We start from the raw sequence: 21,806 nt of genomic DNA on the forward strand, positions 1-21,806 counted from the left end.
AGTAGGAGTGAGCGAATGAGTTGCGTGATCCTGCAATCAGGGGTAGGATGAAAATGTAAACGTTATCTTATTGGAGAGTAGGGAAAGGCATGGAAAAAATTTATCAAGCAAGTACCGCAGAAGGAGCAATCGATTTTATCAATATGCGCGATTTGGAGATCGCGGCAGAGGAAGTGATTCCTAAAGGTGGGTATGGCTATATCAGCAGTGGTGCGGGAGATATTTTTACCTATCAAGAAAATGAACGCGCCTTCAATCACAAATTGATTATTCCTCATGTCTTAAAGGACATTGAATTACCGGACACAACGTTGTCCTTTGGCGGTGACACGTTGTCAGCGCCAATCATTATGGCGCCTGTGGCTGCCCACGGCTTAGCAAATGTTGCGGCAGAACAAGCGTCAGCCAAAGGTGTATCACGTTTTGGCACGATCTATACGGCGAGTTCGTATGCCTCTTGTACGTTGGAAGAAATCCGAGCGGCTGGAGGTCAAGAAGCGCCGCAGTGGTTCCAGTTTTATATGAGTAAAGACGATGGTATTAACAAAGACATCTTGGCGATGGCAAAACGCAATGGCGCCAAAGCGATCGTTTTGACCGCAGATGCAACCGTGGGGGGCAATCGAGAAACGGATCGCCGCAATGGCTTCACCTTTCCGTTGGCAATGCCGATCGTTCAGGCTTATCAATCAGGGATCGGACAAACGATGGATGCCGTTTACGGCTCCTCAAAACAAAAATTAAGTCCTCAGGATGTCGCTTTTATCGCCAAAGAATCTGATTTGCCGGTTTATGTCAAAGGGGTGCAATCAGAAGAAGATGTGGAACGAGCATTAGGGGCAGGTGCACAAGGGATTTGGGTCTCAAATCACGGGGGACGCCAATTGGATGGTGGTCCAGCTTCCTTTGATTCCTTGCAGATCGTGGCTGAAGCAGTAGCAGGTCGGGCGCCGATCGTCTTTGATAGCGGGGTACGGCGAGGACAACATGTCTTTAAAGCGATTGCTTGCGGAGCAGATCTGGTGGCAATCGGTCGACCAGTGATTTATGGGTTGGCTCTAGGTGGTGCCACCGGTGTTCAACAAGTCTTTGATTTCTTCAAAAAAGAATTGGAGATGGTCATGCAGCTTGCGGGGACGCAAACGGTGGCAGATATTAAAAAAGCCGTTTTACGGGACAATCGCTATTTATAAGTAATCCCTCAAAAAGGCGCTAGAATCGCTGATTCTGGTGCTTTTTTAATGGATTTTTCTGATCATGCCCAGGAGCAGGAGCAACTGCTTTCGCTGAAAAAAGTGTATATGATTTTGAAACAATTGTAAAATCAGCTACACTTAAAAGAGACCAATAAACTAAAGGAGAGAGATTGATGATTCCAAAAATTATTCATTATTGCTGGTTTGGCGGCAATCCATTAGGTGAACAAGAAAAGAAATACATGGATACCTGGAAAAAATATTGTCCGGATTATGAGATCAAACGTTGGGATGAATCAACGATCGACCTTTCAAAATTCGGTCCTTATCTAAAAGAGGCCTATGACCAAGAAGAATGGGCCTTTGTGTCAGATGTGGTTCGTTTGTATGCGTTAGTGACAGAAGGCGGTATTTATATGGATACTGATATCGAGGTGGTCAAACCTTTAGATGAGCTCTTGACACTGGAGGCATTTATGGGCTTTGAGATCGAAACCAAGATTTCTACTGGGATCATTGGAGCGGTGCCGCATCATCCCTTTATGGAAGAGTGGTACCACGATTACGATGACCGAAAATTTGTCCGGGCAGAAAAAACGGAAGATGTCGTCACCAATGTGATCCGAGTGACGGAACTGTTGCAAAACCACGGATTAGAATTGAATAATCAACGACAAACCGTTAAGGGTGTAGAAATCTTCCCGCAAATGACGTTTTCACCAAAAAGCTATATCACTGGTGAGGTCGAGGAAGATCCGAGTACGATGGTGATCCATCAGTTTTCTGGCTCTTGGTTATAAAAGAGTAAGTCTATGAAAGGACGGACAGTGGGGAAAGCTGTCCGTCCTTTTTGCTTTTGCAAGGGATGATGGAGATGTGATAGAATAGCTTGAAAAAATGAGGAGGCGTTTTGATGGCTATCAAACGATGTACTTTGGCAGATTTAGAAGAATTGGGAGAAATTAGCGTATCCACCTATTACGATACATTTGCTCCTTTCAATACGGAGGAAAATACTCGTAGCTATCTAGAAGAAGCCTACAATCTGCCGAAACTGACCCGAGAGTTAGAAAATCCGCAATCGGCGTTTTATTTTTTACAAGAAAATGATCAAACCGTAGGATATATCAAACTTAACTGGGGTGAGGCGCAAACGGAAGCAATCGCCCCAGAGGGGTTGGAAATTGAACGAATCTATATCAAAAAAGAACATAAGCGCAGAGGCTATGGCAAAACACTGCTGCTGTTTGCTCAAGAGACCGCCAAAGAGCTGCAGAAAAAGTCGATCTGGTTAGGCGTTTGGGAATTTAACGACAATGCGTTGGCTTTTTATCATACGATGGGCTTTGAAAGAGTTGGCAGTCATTCCTTTTTTATGGGGGATGATGAGCAGATGGATTTCTTGATGCTGAAAGAACTTTGAAATCTGCCTTTGTATGAGGAATTAGAAATTACTTTCCATTTTTTTGGCAATCAAGTATAGTTAAAGGGATTGATGAAAAAAGAACGATTGGTGAAAACCATCGCTAAGGAGAGCAATTGTAAATGGAAAAACAGAGAAACGAAAGTATTTTGTCACGTTTTCTTAAAGGCGTGGTGATTGCCTTGGGCTTTATCTTGCCTGGTGTTTCAGGTGGCGTATTGGCAGCCATCTTAGGCATTTATGAGCGGATGCTGCGCTTTATGGCACATCTCACGAAGAATTTTAAAGAGAATCTCCTCTTTTTCCTGCCAGTAGGGATCGGGGGAATCGTAGGGATCGGGCTTTTATCAAAGCCATTAGAGTGGCTGCTGCAAAACTATCAAATCATCGTTTTGTGGGGCTTTGCGGGGGCAATTATTGGGACGTTACCGGCACTTGCTAAAGAATCGACCTTGAAAAGCAAACGGACAACCGGCGACCTGCTTTGGTTCTTCGGCAGTATGGTCATCGGCTTCTTGTTCCTCTATTTTATGGGCGATATCTTAGGAACGATCCCTGCCAATTTCATTGGTTTTGTTATCGCCGGCGGTCTGATCGCGTTAGGTGTTTTGGTTCCTGGCTTGAGTCCTTCAAACCTTTTGCTCGTTCTGGGCCTTTATGATCCGATGTTGAAAGGCTTTAAGAGCTTTGACATCATGGGGGTCTTTCTACCGATCGCCATTGGCGGCTTGGCAGTGATGCTGCTGTTTTCGAAATTGATGGAGTGGCTATTGAGCCATTATCATTCAAAAGTCTATCACTTCATTTTAGGGATCGTTATTGCCTCAACGATATTGATCGTGATTCCTCCGGTGGCAAACTATAGCGGCTTTACTTGGGTAACGGCTGTCATCGGAATTATCTTGTTTGTCTTGGGGGCTTGGTTAGGTCTTTGGATGAGCAAGCTGGAAGAAAAATACAAGTAAATCAAAACGGCACATCGTTTGGCGATGTGCCGTTTTTGTTAGGTAATGATGGGGACAGCTAAGAAGAAGCGTTGGTCGACAGCTGGTAGTAAAAAATATGGGAACGTTTGATAACGATATAATACAGGTTTAAAAACTGTTCTATTTTTGTTGAAAGATTTCCTAGTGTTTGGTATATTGTAGTCTATATAAAGAAGATTTTTTCGTGTGTTACAGTATAGATAATTGTTTGAGGTTTTGAGAAAAAGGAGGGGCAAGCATGCAAGATGCGACCTATTGGGCGGAACAATTGCGGCAAGGAAAAATCAGTTTTGCAGAGCGGGTGGCGATGATCGAAGAAAAAGTCAATCAACAAAATCCGCTTTTGAATGCGCTTGTAACATTTGATCCGCAAGCAGCGATCCAGCATTACGAGCAGCATCTTCAAAAAACGGTTTTTGGGGGACAACCCATGCCGTTAAAAATACTCGGCCAAACCAAAGCAGGGTGGCTAGCAACGTCAGGAGCCAAACTGTTTGCAAATGCACGAGCCAGCCGCACGGCTCATTTTGTCTCTCGTTTAGAAGAGGCAGGCTTTGTGCCGTTAGGGCAAACCAATGCACCAGAATTTGGATTCAAAAATATTACTGATCCAACATTGTATGGGCCTACACGTAATCCGTGGAATCCTGCCTATTCAGCTGGTGGTTCCAGTGGTGGTGCGGCAGCGGCAGTGGCTTCGGGGATGTTTCCGATTGCGGGTGCCAGTGATGGCGGCGGATCGATCCGCATTCCAGCATCCTTTAGCGGATTGATTGGTTTGAAGCCAACCCGTGGTACGATGCCAGTGGGTCCTAGTGAATGGCGTAGCTGGCAAGGCGCTTCCATCAACTTTGCGTTGACGCTTTCCATGCGTGATACGGAACAGTTGTTTTATGCGTTGCGGACGTCACAGCCGACAGCCCCTTATCAGGCACCGCAAGTAGAATGGCATCATCGGCAAGCGAGTCAAAAACCGCGGTTGAAGGTTGCTTTTACTACCGCATCGCCGACCGGTGGCCAAGTGTCTGAAACTGCCATCCAAGCAGTGCGAAGTGCAGCCACATTTTTAGAAAAGCAGGGACATGAAGTCGTTGAAGTGGGCTATCCAGTGGATGGTCAGCAAATGATGACCACCTATTACGCCATGAATGGCGGCGAAACAGCCGCGATGTTTGCTGAGATCAATGCTGCTCGTCAAGTACCGGTCAGACGGGAAGAGATGGAATTGATGACCTGGGCACTTTACCAATATGGCAAAAAACTGTCTGCCGCCGATTACGTTCTTGCCTTGCAGTGGTGGGATCAGCTGGCAGAAAAAATGGAAGAAGTCTTTTCAACCTATGATCTCTTTTTGACCCCGACGACGGCTTTTCCAGCCCCTTTGATCGAGGAAGACTTACAAAGCGATAGCATTCGCCAAAGACTGCATGAGATCGAATCGCTTGGAAAAAGTGCTGCGGGTGAGTTGATCGAAGAAATGTTTGCCAAGAGCTATGCTCTGACACCTTACACTCAATTAGCCAATTTAACGGGGCAGCCAGCCATCAGCTTGCCAACTGCTCTTAGCGAGGAAGGGTTGCCGCTAGGGGTCCAATTTATGGCGTCTAAAGGCAGAGAAGACCTACTTTTCCAAGTCGGCTATTTATTTGAAACACAGCAACGATTTCTGTTGCCAAAACAAGGAAACTAAGAGGAGGATATTATGAAACAAGTTAGAAAAGGGAAAATCGTTGCAATGGTTGGCTTTTTAGGTTTATTTGCGGGGGTCCTGTTAAGTGCCTGCAGCAAACCAACGGAAGAAGACACCAGTTTAAGCAAGGTGGAAGAAGCCAAAACATTGGTTGTTGCTACTTCGGGAACCTTGTATCCATCGTCTTACTATAACGATGAAAATGAATTAGTGGGCTATGATGTCGATGTGGCAAAAGAAGTCGCCAAACGATTAGGCGTAGAGATCACATTTAAAGAGTACAATGTCGATGGACAAGTTTCTTCTTTAACACGTGGAGAAGCCGATTTTGCTGCCAACGATTTTGGTTTGACAGATGAACGGGCGGAAAAATTCAGTCTCTCAACGCCTATTAAATACTCGTTCGATAGTATGATCGTGCGTAAAAGTGATGACTCTGGGATTGCTTCTTTAGAAGATTTGGATGGCAAAAAAGCTGCTGGTGAACCGAATACCAGCTACATGCGCTTAGCCGAATCCTATGGGGCAGAATTAGTGACTTACGACAACGCAACGAATGATCAGTATTTGACAGATGTTGCGAATGGTCGAACGGATGTGATCTTGAATGATTATTATTTGCAAAAAATGGCAGTCGCTGCTTTGCCAGATATCCCTGTAAAAATTTTGGAAGATGTCTACTTTAATCCGAATGAAACGGGCTTCTTATTTGTGAAAGATCATCAAGCATTGCAGGAAAAAGTGGATGCTGTTTTAGCAGAAATGAAAGAAGACGGCCGTTTAAAAGAACTTGCGGAAACGTATTTTCAAACCGATATTTCAGTAAAATCTGATCAAGCGATCCAAACGGTTGAAACAGACTAATGTATATTCCAACCCTTGATTTGCCGTTGATGTGGGAGTCATTGCCCTATTTGCTGTCGGGCTTGTCCTATACGGTCGGCATTGCTGTCGTTTCGTTTCTAGGAGGCAACGTATTAGGGATCACAGTCACCTTCTTAGGGATGCTGGAAAACCCCATCATTAAAGGGTTCGTGCGGGGCTACCTCTCATTTCTAAGAGGCGTCCCAGCGTTGGTCTTGTTGTTCCTACTGTATTTTGGCTTGCCTTATCAATTGTCGGCGCTTAGTGCTGCGATCATCTGTTTTACATTGACCAGCAGCGCATTTATCGGGGAAATCTACCGAGGATCAATTGCTGGTGTGGATCGTGGGCAATTTGATGCTGCCTATGCGTTAGGGTTATCCTTTACGAAAACGATGCGTCTGATTATTTTGCCACAAGCCTTTCGTATTTCTGTACCGGCATTGAGTAATGTGGCAATGGATTTGTTGAAAGGAACCTCCTTGGCAGCAATGATCACGATTCCTGATATTTTTCAAAAAGCTAAGATCGTTGGCGGACGAACCTTTGATTACATGTCCATGTATGTGCTAGTTGCCATCATTTATTGGCTGTTGTGCATTTTGATTGAAGCCGGGCAAAAGCGATTAGAACAACATTTTTCAAAACGCTTTGCCTCTAATGAGGCTGTAAGACAATAAAAAAAGAGCCGAGGCTCGATCACTGCAGAAATCACTCTCTTCTTGAATTGATTTCTGCAGTTTTTGTATTTGAAAAGATAGAAGAAAGGAGATTGCCATAGTAAAACAATGACCAAAGGCAAGGAAGATAGAGAAATTTCTGTAATGTCAAACTAGTTTCAGTATGAAAATGGTGCTGACCAAGTTATTTTCCTTCACTTAAACAGTCTATATTTCATTCGTTCGGCTCAAGTGATTCATGGTAAAATAAAGAAAAGCAAATCGAGGAGGGTCCTTATGAAGTATGAATGGCGCAAACTAGAAAAAGAGCTCTATCTTCCCAAAAAACCAACAGTGATCGAGGTGCCAACGTATCAATTTATCAGTTTGAGCGGCAGCGGCAATCCGAATCGACCTGAATTCAGCGAAGAGATCGCCGCTTTATATACGATTTCTTATTCACTCAGGATGGGATTGAAAAAAGGGGCTTTTGGCAATGAACCCTTTGAATACACGGTCTTTCCTTTAGAAGGTGTGTGGACCTCTCTGACAAAGCCAGCCGGTGCCGTCAACAAAGAAGAATTGATCTACAAAATCATGATTCGCCAACCAGAACCAGTCACGGAAACACTGTTTCAAGAACAGCTCTTGGCCGTCAAAGAGAAGAAAGACAATCCAAATCTAGAAAAGCTCATCTTTGAGCGCTATGAAGAAGGATTGTGTCTGCAAGCGATGCATACAGGTTCTTTTGACACTGAAGCGGAAACATTTGCGAAAATGAAGGAGCTGTTAAAACAAGAGCAGTTAGTGATCCGTCCAACGATGGACACGTTCCAGCATCGAGAAATCTATTTGTCTGATCCGCGAAAAGTTTCACCAGATAAAGCCAAAACGGTCCTACGATGGGCAGTAGAAGCAGAGGGTGGGATTCAGTGAATAAAAACTATTTAAGCATCGACATCGGCGGCACGAAAATCAAATCGGCTGTCATTGATCGCTCGGGGAATATTCTGACGCGAGGACGGATGGATACGCCGAAAAATCTTACGGAATTTCTGACAGGGATTGAAACGATCATTGAAGACGTTCATGGGAGCATTCGGGGCATTGCTGTTAGTACTCCAGGAAAAGTCAACCCAGAGACAGGGACGATCTCGTTTGGCGGGGCATTGCCTTTTTTAGATGGAGTCTCCTTAAAACAGCTGCTGGCAAAGTACCAAGTGCCGCTGGCTGTGACCAACGATGGTAAGGCAGCCGCATTAGCTGAATGGTGGCTAGGAAACCTTAAAGGGATTCAAAATGGGGCTGCCATAACATTAGGTACTGGTTTGGGTGGTGGTGTGATCGTTGAAGGAAAACTGATCCAAGGTGCACATTTTCAAGCAGGGGAATTAAGTTTTCTACTAAATGCCACTAAGAGAAGCGATGCTCCAGAAAACGCTGAGCAACCAAATAATCAGGGATTGACCCTGCAGCAATTGGCAGGTTTTAGCGGTTCAGCGGTCGCCATGATTCGCCGCAGCGCCCAACTGCTAGGCTTAGCTGATTTTGCGGATGGCGAAGCAGTTTTTGACGCTATCAATCAAAAAGAGCCATGGGTCTGGGCGCTGTTTACAGCGTATTGCCGAGAAATTGCGTGTGTCATACTCAATGTTCAAGCCGTGATCGACTTAGAGCGCTTCGTGATTGGTGGTGGCATCAGTGCCCAAGCGATCGTGGTGGAAGAAATCGACCGTCAGTATCAGCAACTGCTGGCTAGTTTGCCGATTTTGCAGCAGACCTTGACGAAGCCGGAGATCCAAGCCTGCAAATTTCAAAATGACGCCAATTTATTAGGGGCGCTCTATCATTTCTTTTTGGAACATGAGATGAAATAAAATAGACAAAAAAACTGCCGCGAACCAACGATTCGCAGCAGTTTTTTAGGCTTTTTTCTTGGTGTCTTTGTCTTCGTCACCTAGGTAATCTTTGCTAGTGAAGGCACTGTGGAAGTATTTGCCGTCTTGACCGTAATAGCGGTTGTAGCGCTGCTTGAATTTGCGGAACACGTAAACGACAAGAACTTTTAGCAGACAATAAATCGGGATTCCGAAAATCACCCCAACGATTCCCATCAAATCACCCATCACCAATAAAACAACCAGAATCGTAATAGGATGGATTTTCAATCGGTCACCCATCACACGGGGCACGACTAAATCGCCATGAAGCAGCTGTACAGCAAACCAAGCAATCAAAAACTTAACCAACATCCCGGTGGAGTCTTGTGCGGCAATGAAAAGCCCCGGGAAAAAGACGATAAAAGGTCCGATATAGGGGATGATGCAAAGCAGACCAGCGGCGATCGCCAGAATACTGGCATACTCTAGGCCGATCAAGAGGAAAACGACCCAATAGATCGCCCCTAAAATCAGGGATGAAATGATTTGTCCTTTCAAAAAGGCACCGACTTGTAAGTCAGAGATTTTGACGATTTCATTAAAGTCTTTGCGAAAACGTGGTGGCACTAATGAGAGGACCGAAAAATAAAACTTGTTTGGGTTACGCAATAAGAAAAAGGCAATGATCGGTCCAGTAAACAAAGCAATGAACAAGGTCGAAATGGTTGAAAACAAACTGCTGAGCCCAGCGGCACCAGTTTGCCAATAGTCTCCAATAAAACTCATGATATTACTGGTGATATTTTGTAGTGTGTCTGTAATTTGTGCCATCTCATCTTGAAATGGGGTATTTTCTAAAAAGGCGGTCGCGTTTTTCTCAAAGTCACTGACCAAACTTGGTAAGCTATTGATCAGATCGGTGGTTTGCTGCTCCAAAATCGGATAAAGCTGGAAACCAGCAAAGACGATCAACAAAAGAATCAACAGATAGATCCCAGCAATCGAAGCACTGCGGGGAATTTTTTTCGTTTCCAATTTATCGACCACCGGATTAAACAGATAGTAAAGGATCAGCCCAAATAAAAAGGGTGGGATAATAGCTGTAAGAATGGCTGAAAAGGGTGTAAATAAAAAAGAAATCTGATTTAGCAAAAAGACAGCAACTGCCGACAAGATAATCAGTCCTAAGACATAATAGCTTGTTTTGCCGCCTAAAAAGTGGATCAATCGGTTATTTTTCATAATAAGCCTCGCTTTCTTAGCTACATTATAACGAAAGACCCCTATTCTGTAAAAAAACAACGTACCTTTCGAAAAAACCACGCTCACATTCTCAATATCTTTATAATGAAAGAATATCTTTAATAAGGCGTTGACTGGTGACCTCTTTCTTCAAAACAGACCAAAAAACGCTCCCGTGAGCACAATACAGGAGCGTAAAGGATTATTTGCGCACAGTCGTTAAGGTGCAGCGCCCAACGGCAGTTTTTAACCCGCTAGCTAACCAAATAGTGGCTTGCCAAGTTTGGATACGAGCGCCGATACGATCAGGACTAGCTTCTACGATCAGGGTTCCTTCTTGGGCGGCGGCTAGATGATTGACTTGCAGGTCAACGCCGGCGGCAAAGGCCTCTTCTTGAGCCAAAGCTTGATTGGCACCGATGCTACAGGCGGTCTCGATCAAAACACCGTTAATGCCACCGTGAACGAGACCAAAAGGCTGTTTGTGCTGCGCTTTGATCGGCATCCGTAAACGAACAAAATCGGCTGTTGCTGCTTCTACTTCGATTTCTAAGGCTTCCAGTAAATTCATTTTTTGCTCCTTTTTCTAAGAAAGTTACCATGATTATAGCACGAGTTTTGGTAGAAATAGCCGAAGATCTCAGAAAGTCGGCAACAGGGGGAGAAGTCTTAAGAAATTCCCTTAACCAAAGCAATTTCTAACGAAAAGCGACTAGATATGTGTATAATAGAGCTATGTGAATTGAGGAGGAACAAGTAATGAGAGAATGGAAAACCTTAAAAGAGTACGATGAAATTTTGTTTGAACAACATGGAAAAGTGGCGAAAATCACGATTAACCGCCCAGAAGTCCACAATGCGTTTACACCAAAAACGGTGTTTGAAATGATTGATGCATTTTCGATCAGTCGCGATGAACCAGGCATCGGCGTGATTATCTTGACAGGCGCCGGCGATAAAGCCTTTTGTTCAGGCGGAGACCAAAAAGTCCGTGGTCACGGTGGCTACGTTGGGGAAGATCAGGTTCCTCGCTTAAACGTATTGGATCTGCAACGCTTGATTCGCACGTTACCAAAACCGGTGATCGCCATGGTCAAAGGCTGGTCGATCGGCGGCGGAAATGTTTTACAATTGGTTTGTGATTTAACGATCGCCGCTGATAACGCTAAATTTGGTCAAACTGGACCAAATGTCGGTAGTTTTGATGGTGGCTATGGTTCGGGCTATCTTGCACGGACGATCGGTCATAAAAAAGCCAAGGAAGTTTGGTTCATGACAAAACAATATACCGCCGAAGAAGCATTGGCGATGAACTGGATCAATACAGTCGTTCCTCTTGATCGAGTAGAAGATGAAACGATGGAATGGGCAGAAACGATGCTGCAAAAGAGCCCGTTGGCGTTACGCATGATCAAAGCATCAATGAACGCAGATACGGACGGATTAGCTGGCATTCAGCAATTAGCTGGCGATGCGACCTTATTGTATTACACGATGGATGAAGCCAAAGAAGGTCGTGACGCGTTTAAAGAAAAACGTCAACCAGACTTCGACCAATTCCCTAAATTCCCATAATGACTGGGAGTTGGCTGCAAAGGCAAGCACAACTTCATCCAGAACGACCAGCTTTTTATTGGCATGAAAAAAGCTGGTCGTTTGCTGCCTTGCAAAAAGAGGTTTATGATTACGCTGCTTATTATCAAGCCCAATTCGTTGATCAGCCAAACCGGGTAGCTCTTTTTAGCAATAACTCCCCTGAAATGGTCTTTACGATCCTTGCGTTATGGGAGTTGGGGATCGAAGTCCAGCTGCTGAATACGCGATTGACAGCCGCTGAAATCTCCTTCCAATTGCAAGATGCCCACTGCGACTGGGTGATCGCGGCGGATCAGGCTGCGATTTCGGGTGTTCGCAGCTTGACCTTTGGACAAGCGATCAAACAGGCGGAGGCTTTTGTTGGTTCTGTTGTTCCTTCGTTTGGTCCTAATGAAGCAATCTATCAAGCAGAGCAAGTGGCTTCAATTATGTATACATCTGGTACGACTGGCAATCCCAAGGGTGTGCCCCAAACCTTTGGGAATCATCTAGCAAGTGCCGAAGCGACTCAAAAAAACTTAGCCATCACTAGCGAGGATTGTTGGCTTTGTGCAGTTCCGCTGTATCATATCAGTGGGTTATCAATTCTCTTACGGTCCTTGCGACTTGGGATGAGTGTTCGTTTGTATGAGCGCTTTGATGCTGGAGAAATGGCAAAAGACCTTGAAGCAGGGAAAGGGACGATCGTTTCTTTGGTGGCAAAAATGCTGATAGATTTGCTGCCCTTGGTGCCCCAACAAGGCTTTGATTCGTTGCGTTATATCCTGCTAGGCGGCGGTCCGATTGCCAAAAGTGTATTGGAAAAATGCCAGCAAAATCAGCTTTCTGTGATTCAATCCTATGGGATGACAGAAACCTGCTCACAAGTGGTGGCATTGCCGCCAGAAAAAGCTTCTGAGAAAATCGGCGCCTCTGGGGTTCCCCTGCAAGGTGTCCATTTACGAATTGCGACTGATGGGAAAATGGCAGACCACCAGACTGCTGAAAATACCCAGCCGATCGGAGAGATCCAACTGCAAGGACCTGCGATCACGACTCGTTACTTGAACGATCGCAGTCCACAGCAGTGGGACCAAGAGGGCTGGTTTGCCACAGGAGATCTAGGTTATCTTGATCAAGAGGGCTTTTTGTATGTAGTCAGTCGTGCAAGCGAACTGATCATATCTGGTGGAGAAAACATCTATCCCGCAGAAGTGGAGCAAGCCTTGTTGCAGCATCCAGCGGTCAAAGAGGCAGCTGTGGTGGGGGAGCCAGACGAGGAGTGGGGACAATCTGTCGCGGCTTATTTAACGTTAAATGAACCGATCCACTTCCAAGCTTTATTGGATACGTTAGAAGGGCAGATCGCCCACTATAAATTTCCGCGCCGCTTTTATCACGTGCGAGAAATGCCGCGCACAGCAAGCGGTAAAGTTTTAAAAAGGCTATTGCTGAGTGAAGAAAGAGTGAACTACATTGAACAGCAAATCAACAAGTAATTATGAGGCAGCGATCGCTGCCGGGAAAACCTATTTGAGTGAGTATCAACCTATAGAAAGGTGTGACTTACTGGCTCTTTATGCAGCGGCACAAGAATATCGAGGGGAACGCTATTTCTGGCGTACTCCTGATGAAACGACTAGTATGGTAGGGTTGGGTTGGTTAGCCACTTTTTCGCAACCCAAACTTGCAGACTTTTCAGAAGTCCGCTCTCTCTTAAAGCAAGCCCACTATCAACCAGAGGCACCTTTTCAGGCGCAGTTAGTTGGCGGTTTTGCTTTTGATGAACAGGCAGAAGTCAGTCAGGATTGGGCTGAGCTAGGTGCTGGTCTCTTTGCGTTGCCAGAAATACTGGTCAGCAAAACTGGCGATCAGTGTGGCGTCGTTTATACAGTAGCCGCTTCTTCCGAGAAACAACGACAACAAAAAGTCGCTGCCTTACAGGAAAAAGTCGCAAGCTGGTTGCAGGCCAATTCGGACAAGAGTCTTGTAGCAGAAACGCCTGCTTTTCAGGCACAAGAGGAACTAGAGGTGACCCAATGGCTGCAAGCGGTCGAAGAGACAGTGGCAGCCATTCGCTCAACTGAAACACCGTTGAAAAAAGTGGTTCTGGCAAGACGAATGAAGGTAGAAACGAAGCAGTCGATCATTAGTGCTGCGGTGTTGCAACGGTTGGCGCAACAGCAGCCGAATACCTATCTTTTTGCCATCGAACATGGGGGCCATGTTTTTGCTGGTGCGACGCCAGAACGCTTGCTAAAAGCGACTGTCGATCAGTTTGAAACGGTGAGTATCGCAGGTTCCGCACCAAGAGGCAAAACCAAAGATGAAGATGAGGCACTGGCACAAGCCCTCTTAGCGGACGCAAAAAATACCCATGAACATCAAGTAGTTGTCGATCGCTTAGAAACGGCATTGGCCACTTTGTTAGCTGACGGCTTTCAATCAGAAGCCCGTTCCGTGATCAAAAATCGTGACATTCAGCATTTGTTTGTTCCTTTAGCAGGGCAAAGAAAGGCAGGAGTCAACTTTCTGACCGCCGTGCAAAAACTACACCCGACCCCAGCATTGGGGGGAGAACCGAAAGAAGCAGCCGTCTCATGGATTCGTACCCATGAACCAGCCAGCAGAGGGATGTACGGTGGACCGATCGGTTGGTTGGGTATTCAAGAAGATATTGGCGAGTTTGCTGTGGCGATCCGCTCAGGATTCTTTAGCGGCAATCAAGCAACGCTGTATGCGGGCTGTGGGATCGTTGCCGATTCAGATGCGGAATCCGAACGTCAAGAAACACGGTTAAAATTTCAACCGATGAGGAGAGGGATCTTAGGAGATGAATAACCAGACAGTCATGACAGACTATTTACTAGCGGCGATCCAAGGACTAAAAGCAGCGGGTGCGAAGCGAGCAGTCATTAGTCCCGGTTCACGCTCCACGCCATTGGCGCTACTATTGCATCGTGATCCTGAGATCACCTGTACGGTGGCTGTCGATGAACGTTCGGCTGCTTTTTTTGCTTTAGGGATGTCCAAAGTTGATCTCCAGCCAACGATCTTACTGTGTACTTCTGGAACTGCAGCAGCCAATTATTATCCAGCTGTTTGTGAAGCAGAAGCTACCAACTTGCCACTGATCGTCTTAACGGCTGATCGCCCACCAGAACTGCGGGGCGTTGGGGCGCCACAGGCAATGGATCAACAGAATTTGTATGCCTCTCATGTCAAAAAGATGGTAGAGATGACGGTGCCAGAAAACGATCCTGCTTTGTTGCGTTATAGTTTTTGGCAAGCTGCAACTTGCACGATCGAAGCGCAAAAACAGCCGAAAGGCCCTGTCCAAATCAACTTTCCATTACGGGAGCCGCTGTTGCCTGACTTTAGTCGCCAATGCAGTATGCAGCAAGACGTGAGCTATCTGGCACCACAACAAGAGCTGTCAGCAGAGATGATCACCCAGCTAGCCCCTTACTTTGAGAAAAAAGGTATTCTGATTGCTGGAGAAAGCCTTACGATCGAAGAAGCGCAGCAGTTGCTGGCTTTTTCGGAGAAATTAGGCTGGCCGATCGTCGGCGATCCATTGACCAATCTGGCGACAGCCGGTACCAAAGTAGGAACATTTATCAGTCAAGCCGATCTTGTTTTCCCGCAATTGACTTCTGCCTTCCAACCAGAAGTGGTCGTGCGTTTTGGTCGCTTACCAGTCACTAAAAATGTCCTATTATGGTTGAACAAAGCAGCGGATACGACGACGTGGCTCTTTGTTGATCCATCGGGGCAGTGGCAAGATCAGCTGCATCGGGCAAACTATTTGATCGAAACAGCGATCAGCACTTTCGTGGCGGCCATCACCCAGTTGCCGATCGTCAAACATACGGCGTGGCAACAACAATGGCAAGCACTTCAAGCGCGGGCAGATCAGGTGATTGCTGCAAGTCCCCAGTTGCAACAATGGGATGAGAGCAGCGCTGTGCGCATGCTCCAACAATGTTTGCCTGAAGAAGCGCAAATTCTTTTGGCAAACAGCAATGCGATCCGTTTTTTTGATCGCTACGGCAGCAAAACTACCTCCACTTATCGCGTGTATGGAAACCGGGGCGTCAATGGGATCGACGGCCTTGTCTCGACCGTGGCTGGGATTGCTTCCGCCAGTCAAAAGCCTACCTACTTGTTGATTGGTGATTTAGCGTTGTACCATGATATGAACGGCCTACAACTACTGCGCCAGTATCAATTGCCAGTAACGATCATTTTACTGAATAATAACGGTGGTGGGATTTTTTCCTTTTTGTCACAAAACACCTTAGAACCAAACGACTTTGTCCCGCTCTTTGGTACTCCGTTAGATCTTGAGTTTCAAAAAGTGGCGGCCTTATATGAGGCAGATTGGCACACACCGACCTCTTTGCTAGAGTTTCAAACGATTTTAACGGAAACAAGTCAACAGCCGCGCTTTCAAATAATCGAAGTGAAGGGTGAGCAAAAAGATCCGGTCAACACTTGGCAAGCACTCCAACAGCAGTTTAGCGAGGCAGGAGCGCAGCAATGAAGGACACGATAAATGGCGTCAGTTATTTTTATCAGTGGCTGCAGCCGTATCGACCATCCTTACCAACCCTTGTGGCATTGCATGGCTTCACGGGTTCTTCGGAAAGCTTTCGACCGGTTTTTGCAGAGGAAGGTTTTTACAATGTATTGGCAATCGATTTGATTGGACATGGACGTTCATCGATTTATGTCCATCCCATGCGTTATGAACTTCCTTTACTGGTGGAGGATCTCGCACACCTTTTAGCGAAGTTAGGGATTGAACGTTATGGCCTGTATGGCTACTCGATGGGGGCGCGAATCGCACTTGTCTGGGCGGTCATGGAACCAACGGCAGTGACCCATCTTTTGCTTGAGAGTGGTTCACCTGGGTTAGCTGATCCAGCGGAACGACTCGCTCGTCAGCGGCACGATCGTCGCTTAGCGTTGCGCTTACTAAGGGAGCCTTTGGTCGATTTTGTCGATTACTGGCAAGAACTGCCGTTGTTTGCTAGTCAAAAGGAGCTACCTTTAGCGCAGCAGGCTGCTGTACGGCAAGGACGCTTGCAGCAAAACAAATTTGGCTTGGCAGTAAGCTTGATTTACGGTGGTACTGGCAAACAGCCAAGCTGTTGGTCGGCACTTCCGCAGCTAGCTTGTGAAATTCTTTATTTAGCGGGGGAAAAAGATGTAAAGTTTCGTAAAATCGCCCACCAAATGAAGCAGCTGCAACCAGAGATGACCATCAAAGTCGTTGCTAATGCTGGACATTGTATCCATTTAGAACAGCCGACACAGGTTCGTCATGAAATCGATCAATGGTTTGTAAAAGGATCGGGGCCACAGTCAGCTGATTGACAAGGAGAGAACGCAATGAAGATTGAAAAAATTGAACGCATCGCCTGTCGCTTGCCCCTCAAACAACCCTTTGTGACAAGTTATGGACAATTAACAGAAAAAGCTTTTGATCTTTATTTGGTGACGACAGAGGATAAAACGATGGGCATCGGTGAATTGGTCGCTTTTGAGCAGCCAGATTACATTGAAGAAACCCTCTTTTCTGCTCGACAAGTGATTGAAACAGCACTGATCCCATTATTGATTGACCAAGAGATCGAGCATCCGCAAGAAGTTTGTCAACTGTTTCAAACGGTCCAAGGAAACTACATGGCAAAATCGGCTTTGGAAACAGCGATTTGGGATCTATATGGCAAGCAAACGCATCAAAGTGTGAAAGAGCTGTATACCGCAACCCGACCGAGTGTCGTTGTTGGCGTTAGTCTTGGCATACAAGACTCTGTCGAAAAACTAGTGGCTCTTGTTGCCGATTATGTCGCCCAAGGGTATCAACGAATCAAATTAAAAATCAAGCCTGGGCAAGATCTGGTACCCTTGCGAGCGATTCGACAAGCCTTTCCAGAATTGCTTTTGATGGCAGATGCAAACGGAGCCTATCAGAGTGAGCCAGAACGCATTTTGGCACTTGATGACTTAGGCTTGGTGATGATCGAGCAACCACTTAAGGTACGAGATCTGGTGGGGCACAGTCAGCTGCAGCGGCAGATGAAGACGCCTCTATGTTTGGATGAAGATATTCGATCGGCAGAAGACGTCGATACCGTCGCAGCCCTGGACAGCTGCCGTGCGATCAACCTGAAAATCCCCCGTGTCGGTGGGATCACCGAAGCCTTGCGAATCCTTGATCGATGTCAAACTCATGGACTACTCGTTTGGTTAGGCGGCATGTTTGAGTCTGGTGTGGGACGAGCCATGAATTTGCAATTTGCGAGTCAAGATATTTTCCATTTTCCTGGCGATCTTTCCGCTTCTGATCGTTACTTTTATGATGATGTCATTACACAGCCTGCAACTTTGCATGAAGGCAAGCTGCTGGTACCTGATGGAAAGGGCTTTGGCATCACGTTAGCAGAAACAAAGCTAAGTCAGTATGGGCAACCTAAAGAATGCATCTACTCAAGAAAACGATCAGCGAAAGAATAACATCAGCAAAGAAAAAACAGCGAAAGCAAAAGAAATGGCCAGCAGGGAAATCTGCGGGCCGTTTCTTTTGCTTTATTCTGCGTTTTTGAATTCTTTTTCAATTTGTAGTCGTTGGACTTTCATGGTTGCTGTTCGTGGGATATCTTCGTAGTCGCGTAAAATTGGCTGATTGAGGTGAGGGAGATCTTCCACCATTTTCCACCAAGCATCCCAATCCATTTGACGATTTGGTGCTAAAGCAATGATTGGTTGCGGTGAGTTTTCTTTGTCGCGAACGATCACGACTTCGGCAAGGAAGTCTAAATGATCCAGCAAAAGGTCTTCCAAGGCAAGATTGCTTTCAATATTTTTGATCAAGTCCACTTGACGGTCTTTTAAGTAAAGATGTCCCTGATCATCCATCATGCCGTAATCACCACTGTCCCACCAAGCGCCATAGACATTGTCAGCAAAACGCTGATCTTCTTTATAATAGGTCAACGCGCGTCCTTTTGAAAGGAAATGGATGTGCCCATCGGTATTGGCTGGCAGCTCGTTTCCCTCGGCATCGGCGATCCGTGCTCTCGTTAAGTCCTCCAGACCGACACCCATATCACGGGCATCGTTGGTAGCGATGCTTTCTAAGGTATGTGCTTTTAGGATCATTGGCCCGCATTCACTTTGGCCATAGACTTGTAAAAAGAGTGCTTCTTTTGTTGCTGAAGTATTTAAAAAAGTCGCCATTGTTTGATTGTTGATGGCATCAAAGGTTGAGTGATAGTAACGAATATTGGCAAAAGCATCTGGTTGTTCTTTTGCCACAAAGCTCCATTGGACAAAATTGTTTGGATGAGTTTCCAAAGCAATCGGTGGATATTCTTTTAACATGCCTACGACATGAGCGCCGTTGGCATTGGCTAATGGCATCATCGGAAAGCCCATCGCCATCAAGGAGGAGATACCGATATTGAAGCGGGAGTGCACCGGTGAAATATGGAACGCAATTAAATCAGAGTCAGCTTTGGTGCGATCGATCTTGGTGAAGATCGTTTTTTGCCATTTTGTCCGCCAGCCCATGGAGTTTGCTGAATGACAAATCAATTTTGGAATACCCGTCGTTCCAGAAGTATGGGTCATATAGGAAATTTGATCCACCGGTAATTCAGTTTGTTCCACTGGTTCCGCTGGCTGCTGCAGCAAATGGCGAACAGCGATCTGTTTGTCAGTACTGCTATTTTTCACTTGTGCGACGCGGCCTTCGGTTTCTTCATCAAATAAGATGTAAGGATCTTCTAAGCGATCCACAAACACTTCGATGGTTTCAGCAGGAAAATGATAGGAGATCATAGCAGGAACGGCACCAAGGTAAGAAGCAGCCGTTGCTAACAAATACGTATCGAATTTTGAAGATTTATACAGAATGATTTTATCTCCTGCTTGCACGCCAAGTGAGGCAAGTTGATAAGCACGCTTTAAAATCATTTCATGGCTCGAACGGTAGGTACTACGATAGCCAAGCTCAGGAAATGCTGGCAACACTTCATCATGAATGATGGGGGTGTCAGGAAACGTCTCAGCAGCTTCGCGATAATTGGTGTATAGATTCAATGGACGATAGTCTAAAATGGACAAATAGAACACTCCTTTAAAAGTTCGTGAAAAACTTCATTTGATTTCTCCATTTTAGCACAGGAATTCCTCGATACAATAGATATTTTGTGTTTTTTATTTATTTCTAAAAAATCATCCGGGCAAAGACTTTCGAAGAATGAATGACTGTGATGTGTTATCATTCATTCCTCGTACTAAGCGGAAAAAGTGCATAATCAACGAGTGTATTTTGCTACAAAATCTTCGATTGGGAGGCGAAAGTCTAAATAGCGTGCTTTTAATTCTGCACGATTCCAATTCCACCAAGCGATTTCTTGCAAAGCAGTGATCGTTTCTGGATCAAAGCGGTATTTGATCACTTTTGCTGGAACCCCGCCGACGATCGCATAAGGCGGCACATCTTTGGTTACGACTGCGTTTGAGGCGATCACGGCACCATCACCGACGGTCAAACCAGATTGGATCACGGCACCGTGGCCGATCCAGACATCATTGCCAATGACAGTCGTTTTTGCTTTGCGTTTTTCTAAGAAGAACTCGTCCTTTGGCGCAAATCCATAGCCTTCGCCATTATAGGCAAAAAGATGCTGACTAGGGCGTTCATAGGGATGATTGGTAGGGCCGATGCGGACCATCGCTGCGATACTGATAAAACGTCCTAATTGGCTGTTCTGAATAAAGCAATATTGCCCCGTATAGGTATAATTGCCGATGGAAGAATGATCAATGTGATTGGCTTCGCCAATTTCGACATAGTCTCCTAAAGTTGTGTCTTGAAGCTGCGAGTCTTTGCCAACGATCGGCTGTTCATCTGGAAAATTTGTGATCGATAGGTGCATAGAAATCATCCTCTCTTGCGTATTGCTATCATTTTACCGCACTTTTTTGTACTATTTGACTAATACGCACTAAAGACAAAAGGAGGTCTGCTTTATGGAGACGATTTATCAGTTAGATAAGATGACCGAAACGATAGCTAAGCGAGCAATCAAAAAAGGATACTCGTTAAAAAATCAAGCGGCCCCAGAGGCGCTGTTTGTGCGCAGTTCAACGGTTCCTAACGAATTGATCACACCAGAATTAGCTGTGATCGCTCGCTCAGGAACAGGCACCAATACGATCGATTTGGCACGGTGTACTCAAAATGGCACAGTAGTTTTCAATAGTCCTGGTGTCAATGCCAATGCAGTCAAAGAGTTGGTGCTATCCAATTTATTTCTCAGCGTCCGCCCCTTATTCAAAGCGATCCAGACGGTAGCCGATTTGCAAGAAGAACTAACGTCCGGTCAAATTGAAGCAGAAGAGGTGTTGAAGGTAGCTGAAGAACGGCGAAAAGAAGTGATTGGCGAAGAATTAGCTGGAAAAACCATCGGTATTTTAGGGTTAGGAGAGATCGGTGAACGGGTGGCAAAAGCCTGTCATCAGCTAGGGATGGAGGTTTTGGGCTATGCCCGAACGAAGAAAGCAGCACACGATTACGAGCAAGTCAGTGACCTGCAAATGCTGTTGACCGAATCAGATTTTGTAGTGGTCTTGCTCCCTTTAAGTCAAGAGACCAAAGGCATGCTGAATCGACAAACGATTCAGCAGATGAAAAAAAATGCAGTGTTGATGAATTTTGGTCGCGGGGAAATCGTGGAAGAAGCAGCCGTCTTAGAAGCATTAGCCAAAAATCAGCTCAAACAATACATCACTGATTTTCCTAGTGCGGGCTTGATCGGACAACCGAAAGTGTTGTGTTATCCGCATATCGGCGGCAGTACTACCAATGCCTTGGAAAAGGGGGATCACGTAGTTTTTGATCGCATGCATGTCTATTTACGCGCTGGGACGATTCAAGAATCGGTCAATTTCCCCCATGCAGAGTTGCCTTTTTTGGCACCGTATCGCTTAGCGCTGTTTTATCACGACAAGCCTGGTGCTTTTGCCCCATTATTGCGGATCATTTCTGAAGCAGGCGTGGATATCGATAATTTGGCGAGTGAGAGAAAAGCCGGAGTTGCCTATACTTTGATTGATCTTGATGAGACAAATGAAACACTGCTGCAAGATCTACAGCAGCAGATACAGCAAGAAACAGCGATCATTCGTGCCCGCTTGATCAAAAATTCGCGAACCAGTGAATAGTTGCCACCAACAATGTTTCTTGTTATGATGAAAAAAAAGTAAAGGAAGT

The 21,806-nt window shown here is 45.6% G+C and carries 20 protein-coding genes; 16 read left to right on the forward strand and 4 right to left on the reverse strand.

Annotated elements, in window-relative coordinates:
• Nucleotides 1-89 precede the first annotated feature (89 nt).
• From A5883_RS02645 to A5883_RS02685, 9 genes are all read left to right on the forward strand, one after another.
• Nucleotides 90-1,193 carry an alpha-hydroxy-acid oxidizing protein gene (locus tag A5883_RS02645; protein ID WP_010749842.1) on the forward strand — a complete coding sequence of 368 codons (1,104 nt, stop codon included), beginning with the start codon at nucleotides 90-92 and terminating at the stop codon, nucleotides 1,191-1,193.
• 176 nt (nucleotides 1,194-1,369) lie between these two features.
• On the forward strand, nucleotides 1,370-1,996 hold the full coding sequence (locus tag A5883_RS02650; protein ID WP_010749841.1) for a glycosyltransferase family 32 protein: 627 nt from the start codon (nucleotides 1,370-1,372) through the stop codon (nucleotides 1,994-1,996).
• Nucleotides 1,997-2,109: 113 nt separating this feature from the next.
• Nucleotides 2,110-2,619, forward strand: a complete 510-nt coding sequence (locus A5883_RS02655) for a GNAT family N-acetyltransferase (protein ID WP_086337970.1) — start codon at nucleotides 2,110-2,112, stop codon at nucleotides 2,617-2,619.
• Between the two features lie 122 nt (nucleotides 2,620-2,741).
• Nucleotides 2,742-3,584, forward strand: coding sequence for a DUF368 domain-containing protein (locus A5883_RS02660; protein ID WP_010749839.1), 843 nt, complete (start codon nucleotides 2,742-2,744; stop codon nucleotides 3,582-3,584).
• Nucleotides 3,585-3,843: 259 nt separating this feature from the next.
• Nucleotides 3,844-5,295 (forward strand): amidase, encoded by a 1,452-nt coding sequence (locus A5883_RS02665; protein WP_086337971.1) that lies wholly within the window; start codon nucleotides 3,844-3,846, stop codon nucleotides 5,293-5,295.
• A gap of 12 nt (nucleotides 5,296-5,307) precedes the next feature.
• Nucleotides 5,308-6,159, forward strand: a complete 852-nt coding sequence (locus tag A5883_RS02670) for a transporter substrate-binding domain-containing protein (RefSeq protein ID WP_015510211.1) — start codon at nucleotides 5,308-5,310, stop codon at nucleotides 6,157-6,159.
• The gene (locus A5883_RS02675) at nucleotides 6,159-6,839 is read left to right on the forward strand and encodes an amino acid ABC transporter permease (protein ID WP_086337972.1); all 681 of its coding nucleotides are present in this window, start codon (nucleotides 6,159-6,161) and stop codon (nucleotides 6,837-6,839) included. Before A5883_RS02670 ends, A5883_RS02675 begins: the two co-directional genes overlap by 1 nt.
• Nucleotides 6,840-7,115: 276 nt before the next feature.
• A complete protein-coding gene (locus A5883_RS02680; protein ID WP_086337973.1) occupies nucleotides 7,116-7,754 on the forward strand; it encodes a GyrI-like domain-containing protein in 639 nt (212 codons plus the stop codon).
• On the forward strand, nucleotides 7,751-8,695 hold the full coding sequence (locus tag A5883_RS02685) for an ROK family protein (RefSeq protein WP_086337974.1): 945 nt from the start codon (nucleotides 7,751-7,753) through the stop codon (nucleotides 8,693-8,695). The genes A5883_RS02680 and A5883_RS02685 overlap by 4 nt, the downstream gene beginning before the upstream one ends.
• A gap of 45 nt (nucleotides 8,696-8,740) precedes the next feature.
• Here A5883_RS02685 and A5883_RS02690 read toward each other — a convergent pair whose 3' ends face one another.
• Nucleotides 8,741-9,940, reverse strand: coding sequence for an AI-2E family transporter (locus tag A5883_RS02690; protein ID WP_005231861.1), 1,200 nt, complete (start codon nucleotides 9,938-9,940; stop codon nucleotides 8,741-8,743).
• 202 nt (nucleotides 9,941-10,142) lie between these two features.
• On the reverse strand, nucleotides 10,143-10,511 hold the full coding sequence (locus A5883_RS02695; RefSeq protein ID WP_005228593.1) for a PaaI family thioesterase: 369 nt from the start codon (nucleotides 10,509-10,511) through the stop codon (nucleotides 10,143-10,145).
• 188 nt (nucleotides 10,512-10,699) lie between these two features.
• On the opposite strand from A5883_RS02695, the gene menB reads away from it, so the two are divergent.
• The 6 genes from menB to menC are packed head-to-tail and all read left to right on the forward strand — an operon-like array spanning nucleotide 10,700 to nucleotide 18,040.
• Nucleotides 10,700-11,515, forward strand: a complete 816-nt coding sequence (gene menB / locus A5883_RS02700) for a 1,4-dihydroxy-2-naphthoyl-CoA synthase (protein ID WP_005228595.1) — start codon at nucleotides 10,700-10,702, stop codon at nucleotides 11,513-11,515.
• Nucleotides 11,515-13,014, forward strand: coding sequence for an o-succinylbenzoate--CoA ligase (gene menE / locus A5883_RS02705; protein ID WP_086337975.1), 1,500 nt, complete (start codon nucleotides 11,515-11,517; stop codon nucleotides 13,012-13,014). Before menB ends, menE begins: the two co-directional genes overlap by 1 nt.
• Nucleotides 12,992-14,356, forward strand: a complete 1,365-nt coding sequence (locus A5883_RS02710; protein ID WP_074933389.1) for an isochorismate synthase — start codon at nucleotides 12,992-12,994, stop codon at nucleotides 14,354-14,356. The genes menE and A5883_RS02710 overlap by 23 nt, the downstream gene beginning before the upstream one ends.
• Nucleotides 14,349-16,061 carry a 2-succinyl-5-enolpyruvyl-6-hydroxy-3-cyclohexene-1-carboxylic-acid synthase gene (gene menD / locus A5883_RS02715; RefSeq protein ID WP_074933391.1) on the forward strand — a complete coding sequence of 571 codons (1,713 nt, stop codon included), beginning with the start codon at nucleotides 14,349-14,351 and terminating at the stop codon, nucleotides 16,059-16,061. Before A5883_RS02710 ends, menD begins: the two co-directional genes overlap by 8 nt.
• On the forward strand, nucleotides 16,058-16,897 hold the full coding sequence (menH, locus tag A5883_RS02720; RefSeq protein WP_074933394.1) for a 2-succinyl-6-hydroxy-2,4-cyclohexadiene-1-carboxylate synthase: 840 nt from the start codon (nucleotides 16,058-16,060) through the stop codon (nucleotides 16,895-16,897). The genes menD and menH overlap by 4 nt, the downstream gene beginning before the upstream one ends.
• A gap of 15 nt (nucleotides 16,898-16,912) precedes the next feature.
• Entirely contained in the window at nucleotides 16,913-18,040 is a 1,128-nt protein-coding gene (menC, locus tag A5883_RS02725; RefSeq protein ID WP_016608806.1) for an o-succinylbenzoate synthase, read from the forward strand.
• A 72-nt stretch (nucleotides 18,041-18,112) separates the two neighbouring features.
• Here menC and A5883_RS02730 read toward each other — a convergent pair whose 3' ends face one another.
• Together A5883_RS02730 and A5883_RS02735 are read right to left on the reverse strand one after the other, a co-directional pair.
• Nucleotides 18,113-19,651 (reverse strand): AMP-binding protein, encoded by a 1,539-nt coding sequence (locus A5883_RS02730; RefSeq protein WP_005228605.1) that lies wholly within the window; start codon nucleotides 19,649-19,651, stop codon nucleotides 18,113-18,115.
• Nucleotides 19,652-19,845: 194 nt separating this feature from the next.
• Nucleotides 19,846-20,469 (reverse strand): DapH/DapD/GlmU-related protein, encoded by a 624-nt coding sequence (locus A5883_RS02735; protein ID WP_005228606.1) that lies wholly within the window; start codon nucleotides 20,467-20,469, stop codon nucleotides 19,846-19,848.
• A 94-nt stretch (nucleotides 20,470-20,563) separates the two neighbouring features.
• Between A5883_RS02735 and A5883_RS02740 the strand changes: the two genes are divergently transcribed.
• Entirely contained in the window at nucleotides 20,564-21,757 is a 1,194-nt protein-coding gene (locus tag A5883_RS02740) for an NAD(P)-dependent oxidoreductase (protein ID WP_074933396.1), read from the forward strand.
• Nucleotides 21,758-21,806 lie beyond the last annotated feature (49 nt).

It is taken from the genome of Enterococcus sp. 5B3_DIV0040, from assembly GCF_002140755.1.
GTDB lineage: Bacteria > Bacillota > Bacilli > Lactobacillales > Enterococcaceae > Enterococcus_D > Enterococcus_D casseliflavus.